The sequence below is a fragment of the Hydrogenophaga sp. T2 genome (genome assembly GCF_049843535.1).
GTDB lineage: Bacteria > Pseudomonadota > Gammaproteobacteria > Burkholderiales > Burkholderiaceae_C > Hydrogenophaga > Hydrogenophaga crocea.
Genome location: NZ_JBBHZJ010000009.1, coordinates 79,280 through 100,175, shown reverse-complemented (window position 1 = coordinate 100,175; position 20,896 = coordinate 79,280). Strand labels below are relative to the sequence as shown.

Here is a 20,896-nt window from a genome sequence, read left to right as displayed (position 1 = left end):
CATGTGCGGAATCGCCGGCACGCTGGCCTACCACCCGGACGCCTCTCCTGTGAACCTGGACGAGCTCATGCGCATGCGGGAGCGCATGCGAGCGCGAGGACCCGACGGCGCAGGCCTGTGGTGTTCAAGCGATGGGCGGGTTGCGCTGGCGCACCGGCGCCTTGCCATCATCGCCACCGACGACAGCGGCGCCCAACCGATGCGCGACGAACGCAACGGCAACCAGATCGTTTTCAACGGCGAGATCTACAACCACGCGGCGCTGCGCGAAGACCTGGTGCGCAGCGGCGTGGCCATGCGCACCGCGTCCGACACGGAGGTGCTGCTCAAGCTGTGGTCGCGCGACGGCCCGGCCATGCTCGGCCGCCTGCGCGGCATGTTCGCCTTCGCCATCTGGGACGCGGCCAGCCGCACGCTGTTTCTGGCGCGTGACGCGTTCGGCGTCAAGCCACTGTACGTCGCCGACGATGGCGCGACGCTGCGCTTCGCCTCACAAGTCAAGTCGTTGCTGGAAGCGGACGTCGACCGTCGACCGGAGCCTGCTGGCCACGCGGGTTTCCTGCTGTGGGGATCGGTGCCGGACCCCTGGACGCTTTACAAGGGTATCCGGGCCCTGCCTCCAGGGCACTGGATGCAGGTGCGCGACGGCAAAGCCGGCGGCGCGGTGCCCTTCGACAGCCCACTTCATGGCCTGCTGTGCGCGCAAGAGGCCCGGCGCGATCCGCTCGCAGAACCGTTGAACGACATCGCCCGCGCGGTGGACGACAGCGTGGCCGCGCACATGGTGGCCGATGTGCCGGTCGGCGTGTTCCTGTCGGCCGGACTGGACTCCACCATGATCGCGGCTTGCGCCGCCAGGCACCGGGCCCTGCACACCGTCACCCTCGGTTTCGACGAGTACGCGGGCACCCGCCAGGACGAGGCCGCGCTGGCGGCGGAAGTGGCCAGCCAGCTCGGCGCAAAACACCACCTGCACCGCTTCAATGCGTCTGACTTTGCAAAGGACCGCGAAGCCCTGATGCACGCGATGGACCAGCCCACCGTCGATGGCATCAACACCTGGTTCGTGGCCAAGTCGGCCGCTGCACAAGGCCTAAAGGTGGCTTTATCGGGCATTGGCGGCGACGAATTGTTCGGCTCCTACCCGAGTTTCAGCCAGGTGCCGACCTTGCAGCGGCGAATACAGCCGCTGGCCCGGGTGCCTCACCTGGGACTGGGCATCCGCCACGCCATGAGCCGGATGCCAGGGCTGCTGCCCTCGGCGAAGTACGCCGGCCTGGTGGAGTACGGCGGCTCGATCGGTGGCGCCTATTTGCTGCGGCGTGCGCTGTTCATGCCCTGGGAGATTCCAGCCTTGATGGACCCGGAGCTCGCCGCGCAAGGTCTGGCCGAACTCGACACGCTGGCCCGCCTGCAGGCGAGTACCCGTGGTCTTCGCTCGCCGCGGCTGGCGCTCTCGGCACTCGAGATGCAGTGGTACATGCGCCACCAGTTGCTGCGCGACGCCGACTGGGCCGGCATGGCGCATTCGCTCGAGATCCGCGTGCCGTTCGTGGACGGCACGCTGCTGCGGCAATGGCGCGAGCTGCCCGGCCTGTCGGCCACGCGCGAAAAGCGCGCGGTGGCGCGGGCGGTGGCGCCGCAACTGCCGGCGCCGGTGCTCGAACGGCCCAAGACCGGCTTCGCCGTGCCCATCCACCAGTGGCTGCATCCCGGCGCCGCCCACACCGTGGGCAACCACCGCGGCTGGGCCCGCTTCCTCTACCGGTCCTTCACCCAGGAACAGGCGGTCGCATGAAACTGCTGCACGTGTTGCCCACCGTGGATCCCCGCCGCGGCGGCCCGATGGAAGGGGTGCTGCAGCGCGGGCTGCGCTTGCGCGAGATGGGGCACGAGGTCGACATCGTCGCGCTCGACGACCCGTCCATGCCGCACGTGCGCGAACACCCGCTCACGGTGCACGCGATCGGCCCGGGCCACGGCAAGTACGGCTTCCACCGTGGCCTCTCGGGCTGGCTGCGCCAGCACGCGCGCCGCTACGACCTCACCGTGGTCAACGGCCTCTGGCAGTACCACAGCCTGGCCACCTGGCACACCCATCGCGCGATGGGCCTGCCCTACGTGGTGTTCACGCACGGCATGCTCGACCCCTGGTTCAAGCACACCTACCCGCTCAAGCACCTCAAGAAGTGGCTGTACTGGCCCTGGGGCGACTACCGCGTGCTGCGCGACGCCGCGGCGGTGCTGTTCACCAGCGAAGAGGAACGCCGCCTCGCGCGCGAATCGTTCTGGCTCTACGCCGCGCGCGAACAGGTGGTGGCCTACGGCACGCGGCCGCCCCCCGAGGACGGGCCGCGCCTGGCGCAGCGGTTTCTCGAAACGTATCCCGAACTGCGCGGCAAGCGGCTGCTGCTGTTCCTGGGCCGGCTGCACGAGAAGAAGGGCTGCGACCTGCTGGTGGAGGCCTTCGGTGAAGAGGCGCCGAGGCACCCGGGCCTGCACCTGGTGTTCGCCGGGCCCGACGACGGCGGGCAGCTCGATCGCCTCAAGCTGCTGGCCAGGCGGCATTCGGTGGCCCACCGCGTGCACTTCACCGGCATGCTCAGCGGCGAGGCCAAGTGGGGCGCGCTGCACCTGGCCGAGGCCTTCGCCCTGCCCTCGCACCAGGAAAACTTCGGCATCGCCGTGGCCGAGGCACTGGCCTGCGGCCTGCCGGTTCTGATCTCGGACAAGGTGAACATCTGGCGCGAGATCCAGGCGGCCGGCGCCGGCCTGGTGAACACGGACAGCGCCGAGGGCATGCGCCGGCTGCTGGCCCACTGGCTCGCGCTCGAAGCGGACCAGCGCAACGCCATGAGCCAGGCGGCGCGCGCGCTCTTTCGGCGCCAGTTCTCGGTCGATGCGATGGCGCAGTCGCTCATCGACGTCGCGCACGCGCTGGGGCGGCCATGATCGTCCAGGGCAACGACCCCGCCACGCAGGCCTCGTTCGCGCTGGGCAACCGGCTCGCGCGCGCGCTCTGGGGCCTGGTGTGGCTGCTGCTGTTTCGCCCCAGCCCGCGGCCCGCGCACGCATGGCGCCGCACGCTGCTGCGGGCCTTCGGGGCACGCCTGGGCCGGCACGTGCACGTGTACCCGGGCGTGCGCATCTGGGCGCCCTGGCAGCTTGAGATCGGCGACCGGGTGGGCGTGGGCGATGGCGCGACGCTCTACAACATGGGGCCGCTGCGCATCGGCTCGGGGGCCGTGATCTCGCAGGGCGCCCACCTCTGCGGCGGCACCCACGACATCGATTCGCCCAACTTCCAGCTCGTGGCCCGGCCGATCGACATCGGCGAACACGCCTGGGTCTGCGCCGAGGCCTTCGTCGGGCCCGGCGTGCGTCTGGCGCCAGGATGCGTGCTCGGCGCGCGCTCGGTGCTGATGCGATCGGTCGACGAGGCCTGGACGGTGTGGGCCGGCCACCCCGCCGTGCGGGTGCGCCAGCGGCGCCGGGGGGCTGTTCAATGAGCGCGCCAGCGAAGCCGCCGGTGTCGGTGCTGGTGCTCACGCGCAACGAGGAGCGCGACCTGCCGGGCTGCCTCGCCACCGTGGCCTGGAGCGACGACGTGCACGTGCTGGACTCGCTCAGCGACGACCGCACCGTGGCCTTGGCGCAGGCCGCGGGCGCCACGGTGACGCAGCGCGCCTTCACCGGTTACGCGAGCCAGCGCAACGCCGGCCTGGCCCTGCCGTTCAAGCACCCCTGGGTGCTGATCCTCGACGCCGACGAGCGCCTGCCCGAAGCGCTGCGCGACGAGATCGGCCGCTTCGTGCAGCGCGCGCCCGCCGGGGTGGTGGCCGCGCGCATGCGCCGGCGCGACATCTGGTGGGGACGCTGGCTCAGGCACTCGCAGATCTCGCCCTTCTACGTGCGCCTGGTGCGGCCGCCGCACGTGCGCTACGAGCGCGAGATCAACGAGGTGCTGCAGGTCGATGGCGGCATCGAGGACCTGCAGGCGCCGTTCGACCACTACCCGTTCTCGAAGGGGCTGGACCACTGGCTGCACAAGCACAACCAGTACTCGCGCATGGAGGCCGATCTGATCGTGCAGGGCGCGATCGCCCGGCCCTCGTGGCGCATCGCCCTGTTCGGCGCCGACTTCAACCAGCGGCGCGTGCACCAGAAGGCGCTGTTCTACCGGCTGCCCGCGCGGCCGCTGGTGAAGCTGCTGTACATGCTGCTGTGGCGTCGCGGCCTGCTCGACGGCATGGCCGGCGTTCGCTACGCGCTGCTGCAGTGCATCTACGAGTACTTCATCGTGCTCAAGGTCAAGGAGCGCGAGGCCGCGGCCCGCGAACCCCGGCCATGAAGATCCTCGTCTACAGCACCAACTTCGCCCCCGAACCCGTGGGCATCGGCAAGTACTCGGGCGAGATGGCGGCCTGGCTGGCCGCGCGCGGACACGAGGTGCGCGTGGTGTGCGCGCCGCCCTACTACCCGGCCTGGCAGGTCGATGCCGGCTGGCGCCGTCCGGCCTGGCGCCAGCACACGTGGCAGGGTGTGCGCGTGTGGCGCGCACCGCTGTGGGTGCCGCGGCACCCGGGGGGCCTCAAGCGCGTGCTGCACCTGGCGAGTTTTGCGCTGGCCTCGCTGCCGGCCATGCTGCGCCAGTGGGCCTGGCGCCCCGACGCGGTGATCGTGGTGGCGCCTGCGCTGCTGTGCGCGCCCATGGGCTGGCTCACGGCCCGGGCCACGGGCGCCCAGGCGTGGCTGCATGTGCAGGACTTCGAGGTCGACGTGGCCTTGCAGATGGGCCTGCTGCGCCACGCCGCGCTGCGCCGCACGGCCCTGGGCCTGGAATCGTGGCTGCTGCGCCGCTTCGACACCGTGTCCACGATCTCTGGGCGCATGCTCGCGCACCTGAGGCGCAAGGGCGTGGACGAAGCCCGGGGCTGCCTGTTTCCCAACTGGGCCGACGTGCAGACCGTGCGCCCGCTCGCCGGCCCCAGCCCCTACCGCGCCGAGCTGGGCCTGGCCGACGGGGTGCGTGTGGCCCTGTTCTCGGGCACCTGGAACGCCAAGCAGGGGCTGGACGTGATCGCGCGCGCCGCGCAGCACCTCGCGCACCGCAGCGACATCGTGTTCGTGGTGTGCGGCCAGGGCGCGATGCAGGCCGAGCTCGAACAGGCGGCGCGCCGCCTGCCCAACCTGCGGCTGCTGCCGCTGCAACCGCTGGAGCGGCTGGGCGATCTGCTGGGCCTGGCCGACGTGCACCTGCTGCCGCAGAGCGTGGAAGCCGAAGACCTGGTGCTGCCTTCCAAGCTCACCAACATGCTGGCCAGCGGACGCCCGGTGATCGCGACCTGCCGCGAGGGCACGGAGCTGGCCGACGTGGTCTCGCGCTGCGGGGCCTGCGTGCCGCCGGGCGACGACCGCGCGCTCGCGGCCACGCTGGCATCGCTGATGGACAGCCCGTCGCGGCGCCTCACGCTGGGCCAGCGCGCGCGCGCCCACGCCGAGCAGCACATCGACCGCGACGCCGTGCTGAGCGCCCTGCTCGCCCGGCTCGTGGCCAACGAAGGCCGCACCGACACGAGGACCGTTCCATGAGCGTTGGCGATTCGTTTCCCGCGGCCGGCGAGGCCGTGATCTTCCAGCCCGAGTTCGTGGAGTTCGGCGGCGAGGAGCGCGTGATCCTCGCGCTCAGCGAAGGCCTGCACGCGCGCGGCAAGCCGCACTGTGTGCTCTGCTACCACGACCATATCGACCTGGCGCGCCACGCCACGCTGCCGCTGCGCGTGCACCAGCTGCGGCCCGAGGCCGGCGGACCGGTGAAGGCCTGGGCGCTGCGCGCTGCGCTGGCGCGCATCCGGGCCATGGGCTCGCCGCTGCCCGCGCTGTTCAACATCCAGTCGGCCATGCACGCCGGGCTGGTGGGCGCGCGCCATTTCCAGCTGCGCATCCCCGACACCTACAGCCTGCTCTCGCCCGCGCCGCAAGACACGGTGGGCGAGCGCATGAGGCTGCGCGTGCGCGACTGGGCCACGGGCCGCGGTGTGCGCGCGGCGCAGCAACTGCTCACCAACACGCAGGCGCTGTCGCACGAGATGCACCGGCTCTATGGGCGCCGTGCGCAGGTGCACTACCTGGGTGGTCATGGCCGCATCGCCGGTGAACTGCCGTTGCGCAGCGAGCAGGAGGTGCAGTTGCTCAGCGTGTGCCGGCTGCAGGCCAGCAAGCGCATCGACTGGATGCTGCGCGCGCTGGCCGCCGGCGACCCGGGGGGGCCGCGCTGGCGGCTGCACATCGCGGGCAAGGGGCCCGAGGGCGACGCACTGCAGGCGCTGGCCGCCTCGCTGGGCATCGCCGATCGCGTGGTGTTCCACGGCTTCGTGAGCGACGCGCGGCTGGAAGACCTGTACCGCCTGGCCCATGTGTTCCTGATGCCCGCGCGCCAGGGCTTCGGCCTGCCGGCGATCGAGGCGCTGTACCGGCGCTGCGCGGTGGTGCTCAACCGCGAATCGGGTGTGAGCGAAATTCTCGAAGGCACGCCCTGGGTGCTGATCGCCGAGCCCGGCGAGGCCGGCTTCGCGGCGGCGCTGCAGACCATGCTGCGGCGGGTGCAGCGGCCGGGCCTGTTCGACCGGCCCTTGCCCACGCTGCCGACCATGGAGCGCTGGGCCGGCGAGGTGATCGATGCGCTGGGGTGGTGACAGCGCGCTGGCCACGCTGGCGCTGGCGCTGCTGGCGGCGCGCGTGGCGGTGTTCGCGGCGCTGCCGCTGCCGGCCCCGGTGGGCGACGGCGTGCTGTTTGCCTCGGTCGCGCAGTACCACTGCGCCAGCGGCGTCTTCGAGACGCCGATCTTTCCGCTCGACCCCACCGGCGCCTACCGCTACGTGTGGCACGGCATTGCCTGGCCCGGGCTGCTGTCGCTGCTCAATCCCGATTGCTCGCTGCAGGGCGGCTTCATCGCGCTGGCGATCACCATGGGCCTGACGGCCCTGGCGCTGGCCTGGGGCTTCGGCAGCCGCCATGGCGTGTGGGCCACCGCACTGCTGATCACGGTGGTTGGTGCCTTGCAGGCCAAGCTGGGCTTTCGGCCCGAAACGCTCGCCATGCCCATCGCGCTGCTGGGCCATGCATGGCGCGTGCGCGGCATGGCCTGGGCCTGGGTGGCCAGCATCGGCCTGCTGGCCTGGACGCAGCCCACGGCCTGCCTGCTGGCGGCAGCGCATGCGCTGCTCACGCTCGACGCGCACGACCAGCGGGCCCTGTGGCGGGGCGCGCCCCTGGGCCTGCCGGCCGTGCTCGCGGTGCAGGGCCTGATCGTGCTGGCCTATCCGTTCCCGCTTGCCGACCTGCTGGCCGGCCTGTCGCAGCAGGGCAGCCAGTTCGCGGGCCGCCAGGACGGCGGCCTGCTGGTGTACTTCGTGCGCAGCGATTTCTTCCCGCTGCTGGGGCTGGCGATGGCGGGCGTGTTCGCGCTGGCGTGCTGGCGGCGGCCCGCGCTGCTGCTCTTGCTGCCCCTGGTGGCGTACTTCGGCCTGCGCGTGCCGCCGGCCTGGTACAACCTGGCGCCGCTGTTCGTGGTGCTGCTGGCCTCGCTGCGTGATGCGCCGCCGCGCGCGCCCGGGCCGACCGCAGCGCGGACCACGGCGCTGCTGTGCGCGCTGCTGGCCAGCGCGGGGCTGGCGCAATCGCTGCTGCGCGATGGCGTGAGCGCCTGGCGCGAGCGGCCCGATGCAGCGGCCGCGCTCGGACCGCTGCGGCAACTGCAGGACCGCGGGGTGGCGGTGTGCGGCGTGCCGCCCTGGCTGACGCTGCTGCTGCCCGCGAACGCCTTCGAGCCCGCCTACGAGCCGCGGCTCAAGGGATGCCCACCCGCCGGTGCGCGCGAGGCGGTGGACCTGGTGCCGATGACCGCACTGCACGCGCGCGCCGATGCCGATGCCTGCCGGCTTCTGCCCCGGCGCGCGGACGTGCCGGCCGCGCTCGACCGCCTGTTCCGCTCGGGGTCCGGCTATGGCGTGGCCTTGTGCCCTGCCCTGCGCCCCCCGCCCATCGCACCGCGCTGATGCGCCAACCGACAGCCCGCCCATGACGCCTTCGACCCCCTCCGCCCCCGGCCAGGCCGCCACCCTGCTTTGCGTGCGCCAGGCGCAGCCCGTCGGGGCCCTGGTGGACCGCTACATCACCCGTGCGCTGCTGCGCCGCGCGGCGGTGCATGCGGCGCAACGCGGCCACAAGATGGCGATCTTCGCCAACGACCTGATCGGCATCGACATCAACCAGCACGGCGTCTACGAACGCGACGAACTGGCGCTGCTGTTCGCGTTCCTGCAGCCGCTGGCCGCCACGTTCGCCGCGGGCGTGGCCCTGGACGTCGGCGCCAACATCGGCAACCACAGCCTGTTCTTCGCGCGCCGCTTCGCCGCGGTGCATGCCTTCGAGCCCCACCCCGACACCTTCGGACTGCTGTGCTTCAACACGCAGTGGGACCCGCGCATCCACGCGCGCAGGGTCGGCCTGGGCAGCGAGGCTGGGCGCTTCGAGCTGTTCGAACACGCCACCAACCTGGGCGGCTCGTCGCTGCGCAACGCGTCCGCGCAGGGCGATCGCAAGGTGTCGATCGACATCGAGCGGCTCGACGATCTCGCGCTCGACGGGCGCGGGCCCGATTTCATGAAGATCGACGTGGAAGGCTTCGAGACCGAGGTGCTCAAGGGCGGCCTGAACACCATCGCGCGCGGCCAGCCCCTGATCGTGCTCGAGCAGCACCTGGCCGAGTTCCGGGATGGCCAGCCCGAGGCCGTGCGCCTGCTCGCCGGCCTGGGTTACCGCTTCGCCTGGCATGCCGCCCCGCCCTTGCCCCGCACCTGGCTGGGCCGGCGCTGGGCCGATCTGCGCGACCTGTGGCGCGGCCAGACCCACCGCATCGTGACGGCCAGCGAGGTGCAGGCGCGCCACCACTCGATGCTGGTGGCGGTGCCACCGCGCTTTCAGCACGCGCTCGGTCTGCCGCCCGGCGCCTGATCAGGGTTTGGCGTCCGCACCGCCGTCGGGCTTGTCGCCGCGCAGCACGCGCGCGATCCAGGCCGCCTGCGGCGCGAGCCAGATGCCCCCGGCCAGCCGCCCGACCGGCCCGCCGCCCTTGGGCGTGACGGTGGCCTGGAAGGTGTTGATGCCGGCCAGGCCCCAGCGGCCATCGAGCACCACGAAGGCCGCGCTGCCCGAATCGCCCGCGGCGAGCGTGGCCTCGCGCCCCGCGCCCAGCGTGCCGTTGGCGGGCACGGCCGGGCCGATCACGTTGCTCGAGAGGTCGGGCCCGTCCTGGTCGAACAGGTACAGCAAGGGCCGGCCCGCGGCATCGGGCTGCAGCGCGTCGACGCGGTTCTCGCCGGTGGTGATCAGCGTGGTACTGCCGCCGTGGCTGACCAGGTGCACGATGTGGCCGAGCAAGGGTCCGGTGTAGAGCGGCGCGGGCGGCAGCGCAGCGGGCGCCGGGCGTTCGAGTTGCACCAGCGCGAGGTCGACCTGGCCGGTGACGAACCCGGGGTGCACGTGCACGGCCCGGGCGCGCGCCACGAAGCCGCCCGCCAGCGGTGAGCGGAACACCACCTCGGCCGGCACCGCGCCGTTGACCGCGTGCGCGGCCGTGAGCACCCACTGCCGATCGATCAGCACGCCCGAGAGCAGGCGCTGCGCCGCGTACAGGCTGCCGACGGCGGCGGCCGGCGTGCCCGCCTGCGGGTCGGACGCGCCAGCCCCGCCCTCGAGCGCTGCGGCCGTCAGCGGCGCGGCCAACAGGCACCAGAGCGCGGCACGCCGCCGCACGACAGGGGATGGGATTCGCACCGCGCCTCCGGAATCATCCGATCGGACCATGGATATGCCCGCGCCCAGGCACGCGAAGACACACAGCGCAGGACCGCGGCCCGGAAAATTCCGGCCAGCAGCCCTTCACCGGGGTCTCGACCATGGGGTGTTCGACGTCAGGCCTGCCGAAGGGTGTACCGCTCCTCGATGTCTTCGTGATGAATCCGGCCGCGCCAGGCGCGGCCACAGCCAAGGAAACCGTGATGCAAACCGTTCGTTCGATCGCCCGCGCCACCGTGCTGGCGCTGGGCCTGGCGGCCTCGCTGGGCCACGCGCAATCGCTGTCCACCCAGGGCGGCAAGTCCATGGACCTGCCCTCGCGCTTCGACCCGGTCTGGTGGGGCGATGCGGCCACCTACACCAGCGGCTTCGATCTGGACAGCGTGCTGCGCAACGCGCGGCTGGTCCTCGACGGGCCGGCCACGCTGAGCTTCACCGTGGTCGGCACCGAGGCGGCCGACCGGCCGGGCTGGGGCTGGGGCTGGGGCCACTGGAGCCACTGGGGCCACCACCACCCCGCCAAAGGCCGTCACGACACCGCACGCGACGCGCAGCGCCTGCCCTTCACGCTGGGCCAGAGCCTGAGCTTCGAGCAGGCCAGCGCCGGCCGGGTCGATCTGTCGGTGCTCGACGATCTGGTCGGCGCGCGCTGGGGCCACCTGCGGCCGCACGCGCTGGTGCTGTCCGAGGACGCCAGCAGCGCGCTGCTGTTCTTCAACATCGGCCGCGACAAGGGCCGCCCCGACTTCGACGACCTCATCGTGCGCGTGAGCGTATCGCCCGTGCCCGAGCCCGAGACCGCGCTGCTGTGGCTCGCGGGTCTGGCGGGTCTGGGCGGCTGGCTGCGTCATCGGCGCGGCAAGGCAGTGGCGGCGGGCTGAACAAAGCGCCGGCTCAGGCGGCCGTGCGGGCCGGCGCGCGGCGGCGCGCGGCGGCGCCGATCACGCCCAGGCCGGCCAGCAGCATGGCGATGGTCTCGGGCTCGGGCACCGCGCTCACGCTGATGTTGTCCAGGCGCAGCTCGGAGGTGCTCAGGTCGTCGTTGAGGTCGACCACGCCGAGCACCAGGCGCACCGCGCCGCTGGCGTTGGCGGTGTAGCTGAACGAGGCGTTGGACCAGCCCCAGGCCACATCGTTGAAATCGCCGAAGGTGCTGTTGAAGGTGCTCACGTTGGGCAGCGTGAACGCGTCGGTGAACTTCACCACGGTGTCGTTGATGGCGATGAACGCGAAGTCGGGGTTGATCGATTCGGTCGACAGGAAGGCCCAGTCGAACTTGATCGACAGCGTGTCGCCCGCGGTGGCGAAGAAGTCCTGCGAAATCGCCGAGGCCTCGATCGCGTAGCCGCCGATGTCGAGCGCCGTGGGCAGCAGGCCCGCGATGCTGGGCGCTTCGTAGAAGTTGACCGGCGAGACGCCGCTGTTGTTGTTGAAGCCCGCGGGCAGCGGCGCGTCGTCTTCGTACGCGGTGGTGGCGGTGGACAGCACCGCGGTCTTGCTGCCGGTGGTGCGGATCTGGGCATCGCCCCAGAGCGTCCAGCCGGTCTGGCCGGCGTCGAAGCTGCCGTTCTGGAAGGTGGTGCCCTGCGCGAGCGCGGGGGCCACCCCCGTCACGATCAGCGCGGCCGCGGCGAGCAGTTGGCGGGTGGTTTTCATGGCTTTCCTTTGGGTGAAGAGATCGGTTCAGGGATGGGCGGGATCAGGGAGCGGTGTTGCCGATGAGGTCGCGGCCGGGCACGAACTGGGCCGCGGTCAGGCCTTTGAGCAGCACCAGCGGGCGCGGCGCGATCGGGCCGGCGCTGCCGTCGGTGTCGATGAGCAGCTGCACGCCGCCGATGACGTCCACGCGGCCGATGTGGCCGCTGGCCACGCCGTCGCCGACAACGCCCAGGCTGGCGAGCAGCGCGCTCACGTCGATCTTGTCGGCGTAGGGCGTGAAGTCGGTGATGGTGTCGCCCGCATCGCGCACGCTGGTGTAGACGAAGCGGTCGCCGCCGGCGCCGCCGGTGAGGGTGTCGGCGCCCGCGCCGCCGGTGATCACGTCGTCGCCCGCGGTGCCGACCAGGGTGTCGCGGCCGGCGGTGCCGTTGATCGAGATGCCGGGCGTGGCCTGCGCGACGGCGAGGTCGATCAGGCGGCCGTGGCGGTCGAAGGCGTTCTCGATGCCGTACATGTTGGCGGTGATCTCGTCACCGTCGGCCACGTTCAGGCGCTGCAGGCCGCCCTCGGCCTTGGGCGCGCGGATGAAGCTGGCCAGCGCTTCCTGGTACGTGATGGTGTTGACGTTGTTCTCGAACACCACGCCGTTGGCCGCGAAGGGATAGCCGTCGCCGCCGTTGGCGGTGAAGTCGATGGTGGCGAACGAGAAGACGCGCGGCGAGACGACCTGGCCATTGTCGACCAGCACGGTGCCATCGTCGAGCACGATGCGGCGGATGCGGTCGCCGCTGCCGACGGCGGTGCCGCGCGGCGTGCGCGTGGTGTCGTACACCACCTGCATGCCCGAGACCTGGGCGAAGCGGCCCTGGGCGCTACCCGTGGGCGTGGAGGCGGCCACCGAGTGCTCCATCAGGTCCTTGAGCTGCGCGGCGTTCATGGCCGGCGCGCGCTTGACCAGGTTGGTGAAGGGCAGCACGTTGAAGGTGTCGCCCACGGTCACGTTGCCCGGCACCGCGATGCTGGTGCGGATGCCGCCGCCGTTCTGGATCGCGACCTCGGCCTTGCCGGCGAAGCGCTGGGCGTCGGCGACCAGGTTGCCCAGGCCGGTGTCGGCGTTGCGCACACCCGCGACGTACTGGCAGGGCGCGGGCGAGCAGGCCACGTGGGTGGGGCCGTTGAGCTTCACGCCCGTGGTGCCGATGACCTGGGCGTTGAGCGCGGCGATGTAGCTACTGACGGGCTGCACCACCTGGGCCTGGATGGTGGCGTCGCCGGTCACGGCGTCGGCGTCGGCCGCGGCGCCGCTCACGCGGATCATCTTCGAGCCGAGCAGGCCTTTGACGCGGCCGGTGCTGTCGTCCACGTCGATGCGCAGTTCGCCGACGTAGCGGTTGCCGAAGTGGCCGGTGACCAGCGGCACGGCCTTGCCTTCGGCGTCGAGCGCGGTGATCGGGTGCTGCGTGTAGGTGGGCGCGACGCCGCTGTTGATGAGCAGGTCGTCGCTGTCGGTCATGAGCTCGTGACCGCCGCCGGAGATCACCAGGTCCACACCGCGCAGGCCGGGAATCATCACGCCGGTTTCGTTCTGCGCGTTCTGCAGGTGGCTCATCACCACGATGACGCTCACGCCCTGGTTATTGCGCAGGTCGTCGATCTCGGCCTGCACCAGGGGCAGCAGGGCCTGCAGGTTCTGCAGCTCGCTGTTGCCGGCGCTCCAGTTCTTCATGATGCCGGCCGGCGGCGAAGAGATGGAGGGCAGCAGCGGCGTGGTGACGCCGATCACGCCGACCTTCTTGCCGCCCGCGGTGGTGAACACCTTGGAGGCCGCGACCTTGCCCTGCGCCGCGAGGTCGGCGAACTGGGGCGTGACCGAGAAGTCGAGGTTGACCGAGAGGTAGGTGGTGCCCGAGACCTGGGCGAAGCGCGCGGCGACCGGGCCGGTGTTGTCGAGGTCGAACTCGTGGTTGCCGAAGGTGGTGGCGTCCACGCCGATGCGGCGGTTGGCAATGGCGTCGTAGAAGTCCTGGCCGCCGTCGGGGTGCGCGGTGGCGAGGTTGGCGAAGCTTGCCGTTAGGCGCGGGCCGGGCAGGAAGGAGTCGCCCGCATTCAGCGTGAGCACCGTGCCGGGCGCGGCGGCCTTGCGGTTGGCCACCACCGTGGCCAGCCGGTCGATGCCGCCGTAGAACGAGATCGGCTGGCTGGCGTCGTTGCGCAGGTTGCCCTGGGCCGAGATCAGCCAGGACTCCTGGTCACCGATGTGCAGGATGGTGAGGGTTTCGGCCTGCACGGCGCTCAGGCTGCCGGCGAGCATCAGCGACGCGGCGAGCGCGCCCAGGGTGAAACGGTTCTTCATGGGATCGGTCCTGTGGAGGTGGAAATCAAAGGCCCAGGTCGCGGGCCGGCTGGATCTGGCCCGCGGTGACACCGCGCAGCACCGCGAGCGGGCGCGCCGCGATGGGGCCGGCGCTGCCGTCGCTGTCGATCTGCAGGCTCAGGCCGGCCGCGGTATCGACCAGACGCACCACGCCGTCGGCGATCGCGCTCGCGGAGTTCTGGCCGATGGCGGCCAGCAGCGCGCTCAGGTCGATGCGGTCGGTGCCGGGCGTGAAGTCGGTGATGGTGTCGATGCCGTCGCGCAGGTCGGTGTAGACGAAGGTGTCGGCACCCGCGCCGCCGGTGAGCGTGTCGGCGCCCGGGCCGCCGGTGATGCGGTCATCGCCCGCGCCGCCGACCAGGGTGTCGCGTCCGGCCGTGCCCTGCACCGGGCGCAGCAGCGACAGGCCCACCAGCACCGGATCGTGGTCCGACGAGCGGTACACGCTGGCCTGGTAATAGTCGGGGCTGCAGCTGCCGCTGCACTGCGGATCGCCGACCTTGAACTCGGTGTTGTAGTCGATGATCGAGGGCTCGTCGGCGTTGATGGCCCAGTGGCGCGCGCCCGTGATCTGGGCGCTCAGCGTGGGCGTGGCCAAGGCGTGATCGAGGTAGCCTGCCTCGCCATCGAACACGTACGAGTAGCCGAGCCCGTTGAAGCGGTCGATCTGGTCGACCAGGCCGGCGCCGGCCAGCGTGAGGATGGGGTCTTCCTTGCCGTAGGCGTTGAGGTCGCCGATCACGAGCACGTCGGGGTCGGTGGCCTGGAGCTGGCCGATGAAGCCGAGCAGCGCCTGCGCCTGCTGCTGGCGGCGGTCGTTGAAGCAGCCCTGGCCATCGCCCTGGTCGAGGTCGGCCGCGGGCGAGCCGCTGTCGCAACCCTTGGACTTGAAGTGGTTGACCACCACGGTGAAGCGCTCGCCATTGGACAGCTGGAAGGTCTGCGCCAGCGGCGGGCGGTTGTGGATGGCCGCGGTGTCGCTGAGCGCGGCGCCGTACGGGGTGACGCGGGCGGGCTTGTAGATCATGGCGACGCGGATGGCGTCGGTGCCGGTGCCGCCCGTGGGCAGGCCCACCACGGCCCAGGTGCCGGCGCCGGCGGCCGCGTTGAGCTGGTTCACCAGGTCCTGCGCCGCGCCGTTGCCGTTGTTCTCGATCTCCATCAGGCCCACGATGTCGGCGCCCAGGCCGTTGATGGCGGGCACGATCTTGTTGCGCTGGCGCGTGAGTTCGAGCGCGCTGTCGGCGCCGCGGCAGTCGCTGCGCGTGCCACCGGGGAAGCACGAGGCGCCGGCCTGGTCGATGGTGCTGAAGTAGTTGAGCACGTTGAAGCTGCCCACGCGCACGTTGCCGCCGACCGCGGGCGGCGTGGCCGGGCGCGGGTTGCTGCGCACGAAGTTCACGGGCCCGATCGGGTGGATGCGGTAGTCGCTCAGGCCGTCGCTGAGGTTGGTGGCCAGGCCGTAGTCGATCACGCCGGTGAGGCCGTCGGGCAGGGTGTCGCCCGCGCGCAGCGTGTTGTCGGCGCCGATGTAGGGCGTGGGGTTGACGTTTTGCTGCGTGCTGCCGTCGTCGAGCAGGATGCGCCGGCGCGCGTTGTCCTGCGCCATGGCCAGGGCCTCGGCGGAGTTCGCGGGGTGGCGGTTGGTGGGCTTTTCGAGCCGGCCCTCGGCCGCCAGCGTGACCTGGCCGTAGCGGCCCTGGAAGAAGTTCTGCGAGGCGGTCAGCGGCGAGGCGATGCGCACCACCATGCCTTCGTAGCGCTCGAGTTCGCCATCGGCCACCTCGGGCAGCGTGATGACCACGGGCGCGACGCTGTTGCCGGTGCTCACCAGCGTGGCGGTGGTGCCGGTGAGCTCGGTCACGGGCCGGGCCTGCGCCTCGGCGCCGGTGCCCACCGCGAACTCGGTGACGGTGCCAGTGACGCGCAGCTCGTTGCCGAGCGCGACCACGCCCGTGGGCGCGGTGCTGGTGAAGACGAAGATGCCGTCGGAGGTGGCGGGATCGCCATCGCCCACCGGGTCTTGCAGGAAGTAGCCGTTGCTGTTGATGCGCGTGACCACGCCGCGCGTGGTCACGCGCTGGCCTTCGAGCGGGCTGCGCGCGCCGCTGCCCTGGATCTGCGGGATCGGGGTGGTGCCTTCAACGGCGATGGTGACGGTGCAGCTCGCGGTCTGCAGCTCGTCGTTGGCGAAGTTGATCTGCACCGGGTACGAACCCGCGGCCAGCGAGCTGGCCACGGCGATGGTGGCGCTGGCGCTGCCGCCTTCGAGCGTGGCGGGCGTGAACGCGGACAGCGTGATGGCGGCGGGCGTGTTGGCCGCGAGCGTGGCGCCATTGACCACGCTGTCGCTGTCGCTGGCCGAGACGGCGAAGCTGCCGCCGGTGCCGGTGTCGAACGCGGCGTTGGCCGGGCAGGTGGTGGCGATGGGGGCGTTCACGCCCCCGCCAAGGCTGTCGCCGTCGACCTGGATGTCGTCGATGCCCACCCACTCGTCGTTGCCGGCCGCATTGGTGGTGATGATGCGCACCTGCACCTCGGCCTGGTTGTCGGCGGCGGCGGGCAGCACCACGTCCACCGGGGTCACCAGGGTGGCCAGGCTCGGGCCCGAGGTGGCGTCGGCCACGAAGCCCGCGGGCAGGTTGATGAAGTTGCCGCTGCGGCCCACGCGGTACTGCAGGGCCACGGGCTGGATGGCGTTGTCGCTGGAGCCGTCGAGATCGCGCAGCACGTAGCGCACGCGAACGGCCTGTTTGCCGCGGGTGTCCAGGTGCAGCACGATGTTGGGCGCGTGCGCGCCGTTCGAGCCGGCCAGCGCCACCACCGGGTCGGCCAGCGCGAACTCGGCCACACCGCCGGTGCTGTAGGTGTTGGGCGCGGTCTGGTTCGGCGCCACGTTCACGTCGGTCGAGGGCGCGAGCACCGTCTGCGGATCGATGCCGCCGGTGGTGGGCCCGGCCACCACATAGCCCACGATGCCCGGCACGCCCGACCAGTTGTTGGCGGTGGTGATCAGGCCGGCATTGCTCCAATTCTGGGCAAAGGGCAGCGCCTGGGGCACGTCGGTGGCCATGGCCGACAGCGGCAGTGCCAGGGACATGGCCAGGCTCAGGCGGCGCAGGCGCGCGGTGGAGGGAACGGGGCGGTGGTGTGCGGATCGGAGCGGCATGGGCGTGTTCGTGTGCACCTGCGGGTGCCCCGAGCGGCACCCTGTCAAAGGCCTGCGTGATGATGGTCAGCCAGCATCACGGCTTTGCTGTGCGCCAAGCGCGCCGCGCTGATCCGAAAAGACCATTGCAGCTGCGGCTTCAAAACAAACGCCCATCCAACGGCATGCGCGGGATGGGCGTTCGACGGGCCCGGCGAAGACCGGGCCATGGCCCGGGCCTCGGACACGGACCGCGGGCCGCGGGCCGGGATCAGGCCGCGCTGCGGCGGCGGCGCGCGAAGGCGGCCACGGCGCCCAGGCCGGCGAGCAACATCGCCAGCCCCTCGGGCTCGGGCACGGCCGTGACCGAGATGTTGAGCACGTCGCCGGCGTTCAGCCCCGTGATGGACCAGTTCACGTTGCCCGCATAGCCCTTGGGATCGCCCAGGCGCACGTCGTAGAACTCGGGCGTGCCGAAATCGACCACCGCGCTCGAGCCGTTGAAGTCGACGCTGGCATAGGACTCGGAGAACTCGCGGTAGGCCGTGCCCACGGACGCGAACAGGCCGGCGCCGATGTCCACGCGATAGCCCGTGACGCCCACGCCACCGAGGCCGATGCGGTTGATCAGCAGCGCGTTGAAGCTCAGGCTGCCGAGGTCGGCGGCTTCGACCACGTAGCGCAGCGTCGTGGTGCCGAGCGAGGCGAAGTCCAGGTCGAACGAGATCAGGCCGGGTTCGCTGTACTCGGTGTGGGTGGCCGTGCCGGCCACCACGCCTTCGAAAGTGGCGGCCTGCGCGCCCGCGCTCAGGCCCAGGGCCGCGATGAGGGAAAGGACAAGGGATTTCATGGTGTGGCTTCCTGGGGGTTCAGAGGCTTCCCTTGCTCCACGGGCCGGTGATGGCCAGCGTGACGCCGGGCGTGTAGAGGTTGACGAACAGCACACGGCCATCGGGGCTGAACACGCTGCCGGCCCACTCGGTGTTGCGGTGGTTGCCCGCGTTGCTGCCGGCCTTGCCCACGGCCTGCATCTGGGCGCTGGTGAAGTTGAAGTTGTGCGACGCGAAGGTGTAGGTCTTGCCTTCGGGCGTGAGCACCTTGAGCTCCTGCGCGACGATGGTGCCGCTGGTGGGGCTGGACGTGCCGCCGTCCTCGCAGAACAGCAGCCCGCCGCGCGGGCTCACGCAGATGTTGTCGGGCGAGTTGCCGATCACGCGGTCGCGGCCCACGAAGATGGCCTTGAGCACCAGGGTCGCGAGGTCGAGCGCCCAGATCACGCCACTGCGCGCGGGGCGGCCGTTGCCGGCGGCGCTGGTGGCCTTGTCGGTGAAGAACACCGTGCCGTTGGCGACCCAGCAGCCTTCGTTGGCGCCGAAGATCGCGCCGCCGTTCGCATAGGCGCCGCGGAACGGGCCGCTGCCGGTCACCGAGCCGACGGTGGTCGAGATCGTGGCGGCATCGGCGTCGGGGCTGTCCACCGGCACCCAGGCGCACTGGAACTCCTGGCACAGCGTGGGATAGCGCAGGTCCGCGTTGGGCTGGCCGACCACGGCCAGGCCTTCGAGCAGGCCGCCCTGGTGCAGGCTGCCCAGGCCGCCGCTGAGGTTGTTCGGGCGGAAGCGGTACAGCGTGTTGGCGTTGCCCTGGTCTTCGGTGAGGTACCAGTAGCCGGTCGCGGGATCGATGGCGCTGGCTTCGTGCGCCATGCGGCCCATGGCCACGATGGGCGTGGGATCGGCCGCGTTCAGGCTGGTGTCGGCCGGCACCTCGAAGATGTAGCCGTGCTTCTTGCCCGTGCTGCTGACGTTGTTGCTGAGGATCTCCTCGTTGCTGAGCCAGCTGCCCCAGGTGGTGGCGCCGCCCGCGCACGGGCGGTAGATGCCGCCGAGCGTGGCGTAGCTCGACACCCAGCTGCCATCGCGCCAGACCAGGTTGGTGTTGCCCCCGATCTGGTAGCTGGTGCCGGTGATGCCGGTGTCGTACTTGGCCACGCTCTCGCGCGAAGCGCCCACGATGTTGGCCGCGCTGCTGCTGGTGGAGCGCTCGTGGTTGCGCACCAGGATGATTTCGTTGCTGCGGCCGACCCGGCGCGAGAGCACCACGCCCATGCCGTCGTGCGAGTTCGGCGTGATGAGGCCGTCGCTCATCACATCGCCCGCCCAGCCGTAGCTCTTGTAGGTGAAGCCCGCGGGCAGTTGCACCAGGGGCAGGCCGGTGGTCTGGTCGTTCACCGGGGCCACGGGGCCGTAGGGGCTGTCCGTGCGCACCGAAGCGTCGTCGGGCAGGCACTGCGCGGCGTACGCCTGATCGACCGTGTTCGCCAGCGCGGCGATGGGACCGCCGAAGGCGGCGGCAACCGCCGCGCCGGTGCCGCCCAGCAGCAGCTGGCGGCGCGAGACATCCTGGGGACTGTCGGACATTAAGGACTCCTTAAAAAGTGGGGGGAGCCCCGGAATTTCTTCGCCGACCGTGAACGGCGCTTGACCCGTGCACGTCTGTTTGTCCCGGCCGCTTGGGCCGCGGTACACGAACCCTGGTCCGAACGGTGCATTGACAACGCGGCCCGGTCCGCGCGGCCGCACGCGCGGCCTTTGCGCGCGCCGTGACGGTTTGGTGACACCGGATTGACCGGCCGCACGGCCGCGCTTATGGTCCGCGTTCCTTGTCAGGAGCCCCCATGCAAGCCATCAAATCCGTTCGGAAGCTGATTCAGGCAGATCCCGCATCGTCGCGGTCGGCCGTGCTCGCCGCCCTCGTGCTGGCCTTGGAGTCAGAAGAGCCTTTCAACCTCACCCGGCTTTATGGCCTGCCCTATGAAGATTTCGAACTGGCACTCAAGCTGGTTCAGGAATGGCGGCTTGACCGGTACTACAGCGCAAAGTACCGGCTCTTGGATGCCTCCCTGCTGGCTGGTCGCCACACGGAACCAGCGATCGGATGACGCTGGGACTCGGCCGACACGTGTCGAGATCATTGGCGGCGCCAGCGCGTCGCTGGCTCAACCGCCTAAACAGGGGGGAAGTCCAACGTAATGTGAGCCACCAAAGTGCTTTTGGTGCCGGGCCTGCAGGGTGAGCCACACTTTTGTGGTCGTGCCCAAGCGTCTTGGGTCGCCTCGTGGAAGCTGAACAGGCGCGCGGCAATGTGCTGCACGAGCTGGTGCTGCTCACCGAGTTGGACGTGTACCTGCCTCTGACCCACTCGCGCAGAAAAGCGGGCACCTGGGGTAGCAAGGGCTGAAGCAGCCCGCCCCCTGCCGTTCCCCCCTGCGGTTCCCGCATCGGGAACCGCAAGGCTCCAAAACGACAGGCTATCGACATAGACCAAGACCAGGAGAGCACAACGCAGGTGGCCAAGGGCGACACGATGCATGGCGGCGCGCGGATCCTCGCTACCGGCACAACGAGCACGGCTAAAGCAGCTGGCTGCCGCATACCTCATCAAAGTTGCATCCGAGCCCACTTCCGATGAGCCATCCATCAGTTCATCGGTGCCCGTGCTCTGATGGCGTACGCCTGGGGACCCGACTACCCGGCTAGCGCTACGCAAGGCCAGTGGACCCGCTTGCCAACTCCCACCGCGATACCTCCTCTCTAAAACGCGCGTGCGCGCGTGCGCGCGCGCTTTTTTTTAAAGGCTGGCGAAAAACGAGAGCTCAATTGCCCGTACAGCGAAGTTTTCGAGGCACCACAGCAGGCGACTTGAGTGCGCACATGCCCCTGAGACGGGTTCAGCGCGGCCTACCCCCACCGCCAGCGAGTCTGGAGCCCCTGCGATGCAGGGGCTTTTTTGTTGGGCGAATGCGAGGCGGGGCGCGGGGTTGCAGAGGGCTGGGCGATTTCTTTCGGCTCTCAAA

Annotated in this window: 17 protein-coding genes; 11 read left to right on the top strand and 6 right to left on the bottom strand. The window is 70.9% G+C overall.

Annotated elements, in window-relative coordinates:
- Position 1: 1 nt before the first annotated feature.
- From asnB to WDZ95_RS19305, 8 genes are read left to right on the top strand one after another with little or no spacing between them, the layout of a single operon-like run.
- Positions 2-1,798: an asparagine synthase (glutamine-hydrolyzing) gene (asnB, locus tag WDZ95_RS19340; RefSeq protein ID WP_425780865.1), complete on the top strand. Its 1,797-nt coding sequence runs from the start codon at positions 2-4 to the stop codon at positions 1,796-1,798.
- Positions 1,795-2,952, top strand: coding sequence for a glycosyltransferase (locus tag WDZ95_RS19335; RefSeq protein WP_425780863.1), 1,158 nt, complete (start codon positions 1,795-1,797; stop codon positions 2,950-2,952). Before asnB ends, WDZ95_RS19335 begins: the two co-directional genes overlap by 4 nt.
- A complete protein-coding gene (locus WDZ95_RS19330; protein ID WP_287468351.1) occupies positions 2,949-3,509 on the top strand; it encodes a putative colanic acid biosynthesis acetyltransferase in 561 nt (186 codons plus the stop codon). Before WDZ95_RS19335 ends, WDZ95_RS19330 begins: the two co-directional genes overlap by 4 nt.
- The gene (locus WDZ95_RS19325; protein WP_287468352.1) at positions 3,506-4,351 is read left to right on the top strand and encodes a glycosyltransferase family 2 protein; all 846 of its coding nucleotides are present in this window, start codon (positions 3,506-3,508) and stop codon (positions 4,349-4,351) included. Before WDZ95_RS19330 ends, WDZ95_RS19325 begins: the two co-directional genes overlap by 4 nt.
- On the top strand, positions 4,348-5,592 hold the full coding sequence (locus WDZ95_RS19320; protein WP_287468353.1) for a glycosyltransferase WbuB: 1,245 nt from the start codon (positions 4,348-4,350) through the stop codon (positions 5,590-5,592). Before WDZ95_RS19325 ends, WDZ95_RS19320 begins: the two co-directional genes overlap by 4 nt.
- Positions 5,589-6,695: a glycosyltransferase family 4 protein gene (locus WDZ95_RS19315; protein ID WP_166222932.1), complete on the top strand. Its 1,107-nt coding sequence runs from the start codon at positions 5,589-5,591 to the stop codon at positions 6,693-6,695. Before WDZ95_RS19320 ends, WDZ95_RS19315 begins: the two co-directional genes overlap by 4 nt.
- A complete protein-coding gene (locus WDZ95_RS19310) occupies positions 6,679-8,058 on the top strand; it encodes a hypothetical protein (protein ID WP_425780859.1) in 1,380 nt (459 codons plus the stop codon). The genes WDZ95_RS19315 and WDZ95_RS19310 overlap by 17 nt, the downstream gene beginning before the upstream one ends.
- Positions 8,059-8,080: 22 nt before the next feature.
- Entirely contained in the window at positions 8,081-9,016 is a 936-nt protein-coding gene (locus WDZ95_RS19305; RefSeq protein WP_425780857.1) for an FkbM family methyltransferase, read from the top strand.
- Here WDZ95_RS19305 and WDZ95_RS19300 read toward each other — a convergent pair whose 3' ends face one another.
- A complete protein-coding gene (locus WDZ95_RS19300) occupies positions 9,017-9,817 on the bottom strand; it encodes a trypsin-like peptidase domain-containing protein (protein ID WP_425780856.1) in 801 nt (266 codons plus the stop codon).
- A gap of 245 nt (positions 9,818-10,062) precedes the next feature.
- On the opposite strand from WDZ95_RS19300, the gene WDZ95_RS19295 reads away from it, so the two are divergent.
- On the top strand, positions 10,063-10,740 hold the full coding sequence (locus WDZ95_RS19295) for a PEP-CTERM sorting domain-containing protein (RefSeq protein ID WP_425780854.1): 678 nt from the start codon (positions 10,063-10,065) through the stop codon (positions 10,738-10,740).
- A 13-nt stretch (positions 10,741-10,753) separates the two neighbouring features.
- Here the strand turns inward: WDZ95_RS19295 and WDZ95_RS19290 are convergent, their stop codons facing one another.
- The 5 genes from WDZ95_RS19290 to WDZ95_RS19270 all read right to left on the bottom strand — a co-directional run bounded on the left by WDZ95_RS19290 (position 10,754) and on the right by WDZ95_RS19270 (position 19,460).
- Positions 10,754-11,515 (bottom strand): PEP-CTERM sorting domain-containing protein, encoded by a 762-nt coding sequence (locus WDZ95_RS19290; RefSeq protein ID WP_166222919.1) that lies wholly within the window; start codon positions 11,513-11,515, stop codon positions 10,754-10,756.
- A gap of 43 nt (positions 11,516-11,558) precedes the next feature.
- Complete coding sequence (locus WDZ95_RS19285; RefSeq protein ID WP_287468358.1) at positions 11,559-13,871, bottom strand: 5'-nucleotidase C-terminal domain-containing protein; 2,313 nt, start codon at positions 13,869-13,871, stop codon at positions 11,559-11,561.
- A gap of 25 nt (positions 13,872-13,896) precedes the next feature.
- Positions 13,897-17,061, bottom strand: a complete 3,165-nt coding sequence (locus tag WDZ95_RS19280; protein WP_425780851.1) for an ExeM/NucH family extracellular endonuclease — start codon at positions 17,059-17,061, stop codon at positions 13,897-13,899.
- 250 nt (positions 17,062-17,311) lie between these two features.
- Entirely contained in the window at positions 17,312-17,890 is a 579-nt protein-coding gene (locus WDZ95_RS19275; protein WP_287468360.1) for a PEP-CTERM sorting domain-containing protein, read from the bottom strand.
- A gap of 19 nt (positions 17,891-17,909) precedes the next feature.
- Positions 17,910-19,460 carry a PhoX family protein gene (locus WDZ95_RS19270; protein ID WP_287468361.1) on the bottom strand — a complete coding sequence of 517 codons (1,551 nt, stop codon included), beginning with the start codon at positions 19,458-19,460 and terminating at the stop codon, positions 17,910-17,912.
- A gap of 257 nt (positions 19,461-19,717) precedes the next feature.
- Here WDZ95_RS19270 and WDZ95_RS19265 point away from each other — a divergent pair, with 257 nt between their 5' ends.
- Positions 19,718-19,981 (top strand): hypothetical protein, encoded by a 264-nt coding sequence (locus WDZ95_RS19265; protein WP_166222910.1) that lies wholly within the window; start codon positions 19,718-19,720, stop codon positions 19,979-19,981.
- Between the two features lie 176 nt (positions 19,982-20,157).
- Positions 20,158-20,280 (top strand): hypothetical protein, encoded by a 123-nt coding sequence (locus WDZ95_RS19260; protein WP_277345026.1) that lies wholly within the window; start codon positions 20,158-20,160, stop codon positions 20,278-20,280.
- Positions 20,281-20,896: the final 616 nt, after the last annotated feature.

Bases quoted from the DNA above. Each gene is read 5' to 3' on its own strand.
- asnB (WP_425780865.1), top strand. From the start codon at position 2: ATGTGCGGAATCGCCGGCACGCTGGCCTACCACCCGGACGCCTCTCCT.
- WDZ95_RS19335 (WP_425780863.1), top strand. From the start codon at position 1,795: ATGAAACTGCTGCACGTGTTGCCCACCGTGGATCCCCGCCGCGGCGGC.
- WDZ95_RS19330 (WP_287468351.1), top strand. From the start codon at position 2,949: ATGATCGTCCAGGGCAACGACCCCGCCACGCAGGCCTCGTTCGCGCTG.
- WDZ95_RS19325 (WP_287468352.1), top strand. From the start codon at position 3,506: ATGAGCGCGCCAGCGAAGCCGCCGGTGTCGGTGCTGGTGCTCACGCGC.
- WDZ95_RS19320 (WP_287468353.1), top strand. From the start codon at position 4,348: ATGAAGATCCTCGTCTACAGCACCAACTTCGCCCCCGAACCCGTGGGC.
- WDZ95_RS19315 (WP_166222932.1), top strand. From the start codon at position 5,589: ATGAGCGTTGGCGATTCGTTTCCCGCGGCCGGCGAGGCCGTGATCTTC.
- WDZ95_RS19310 (WP_425780859.1), top strand. From the start codon at position 6,679: ATGCGCTGGGGTGGTGACAGCGCGCTGGCCACGCTGGCGCTGGCGCTG.
- WDZ95_RS19305 (WP_425780857.1), top strand. From the start codon at position 8,081: ATGACGCCTTCGACCCCCTCCGCCCCCGGCCAGGCCGCCACCCTGCTT.
- WDZ95_RS19295 (WP_425780854.1), top strand. From the start codon at position 10,063: ATGCAAACCGTTCGTTCGATCGCCCGCGCCACCGTGCTGGCGCTGGGC.
- WDZ95_RS19290 (WP_166222919.1), bottom strand. From the start codon at position 11,515: ATGAAAACCACCCGCCAACTGCTCGCCGCGGCCGCGCTGATCGTGACG.
- WDZ95_RS19285 (WP_287468358.1), bottom strand. From the start codon at position 13,871: ATGAAGAACCGTTTCACCCTGGGCGCGCTCGCCGCGTCGCTGATGCTC.
- WDZ95_RS19280 (WP_425780851.1), bottom strand. From the start codon at position 17,061: ATGCCGCTCCGATCCGCACACCACCGCCCCGTTCCCTCCACCGCGCGC.
- WDZ95_RS19275 (WP_287468360.1), bottom strand. From the start codon at position 17,890: ATGAAATCCCTTGTCCTTTCCCTCATCGCGGCCCTGGGCCTGAGCGCG.
- WDZ95_RS19270 (WP_287468361.1), bottom strand. From the start codon at position 19,460: ATGTCCGACAGTCCCCAGGATGTCTCGCGCCGCCAGCTGCTGCTGGGC.
- WDZ95_RS19265 (WP_166222910.1), top strand. From the start codon at position 19,718: ATGCAAGCCATCAAATCCGTTCGGAAGCTGATTCAGGCAGATCCCGCA.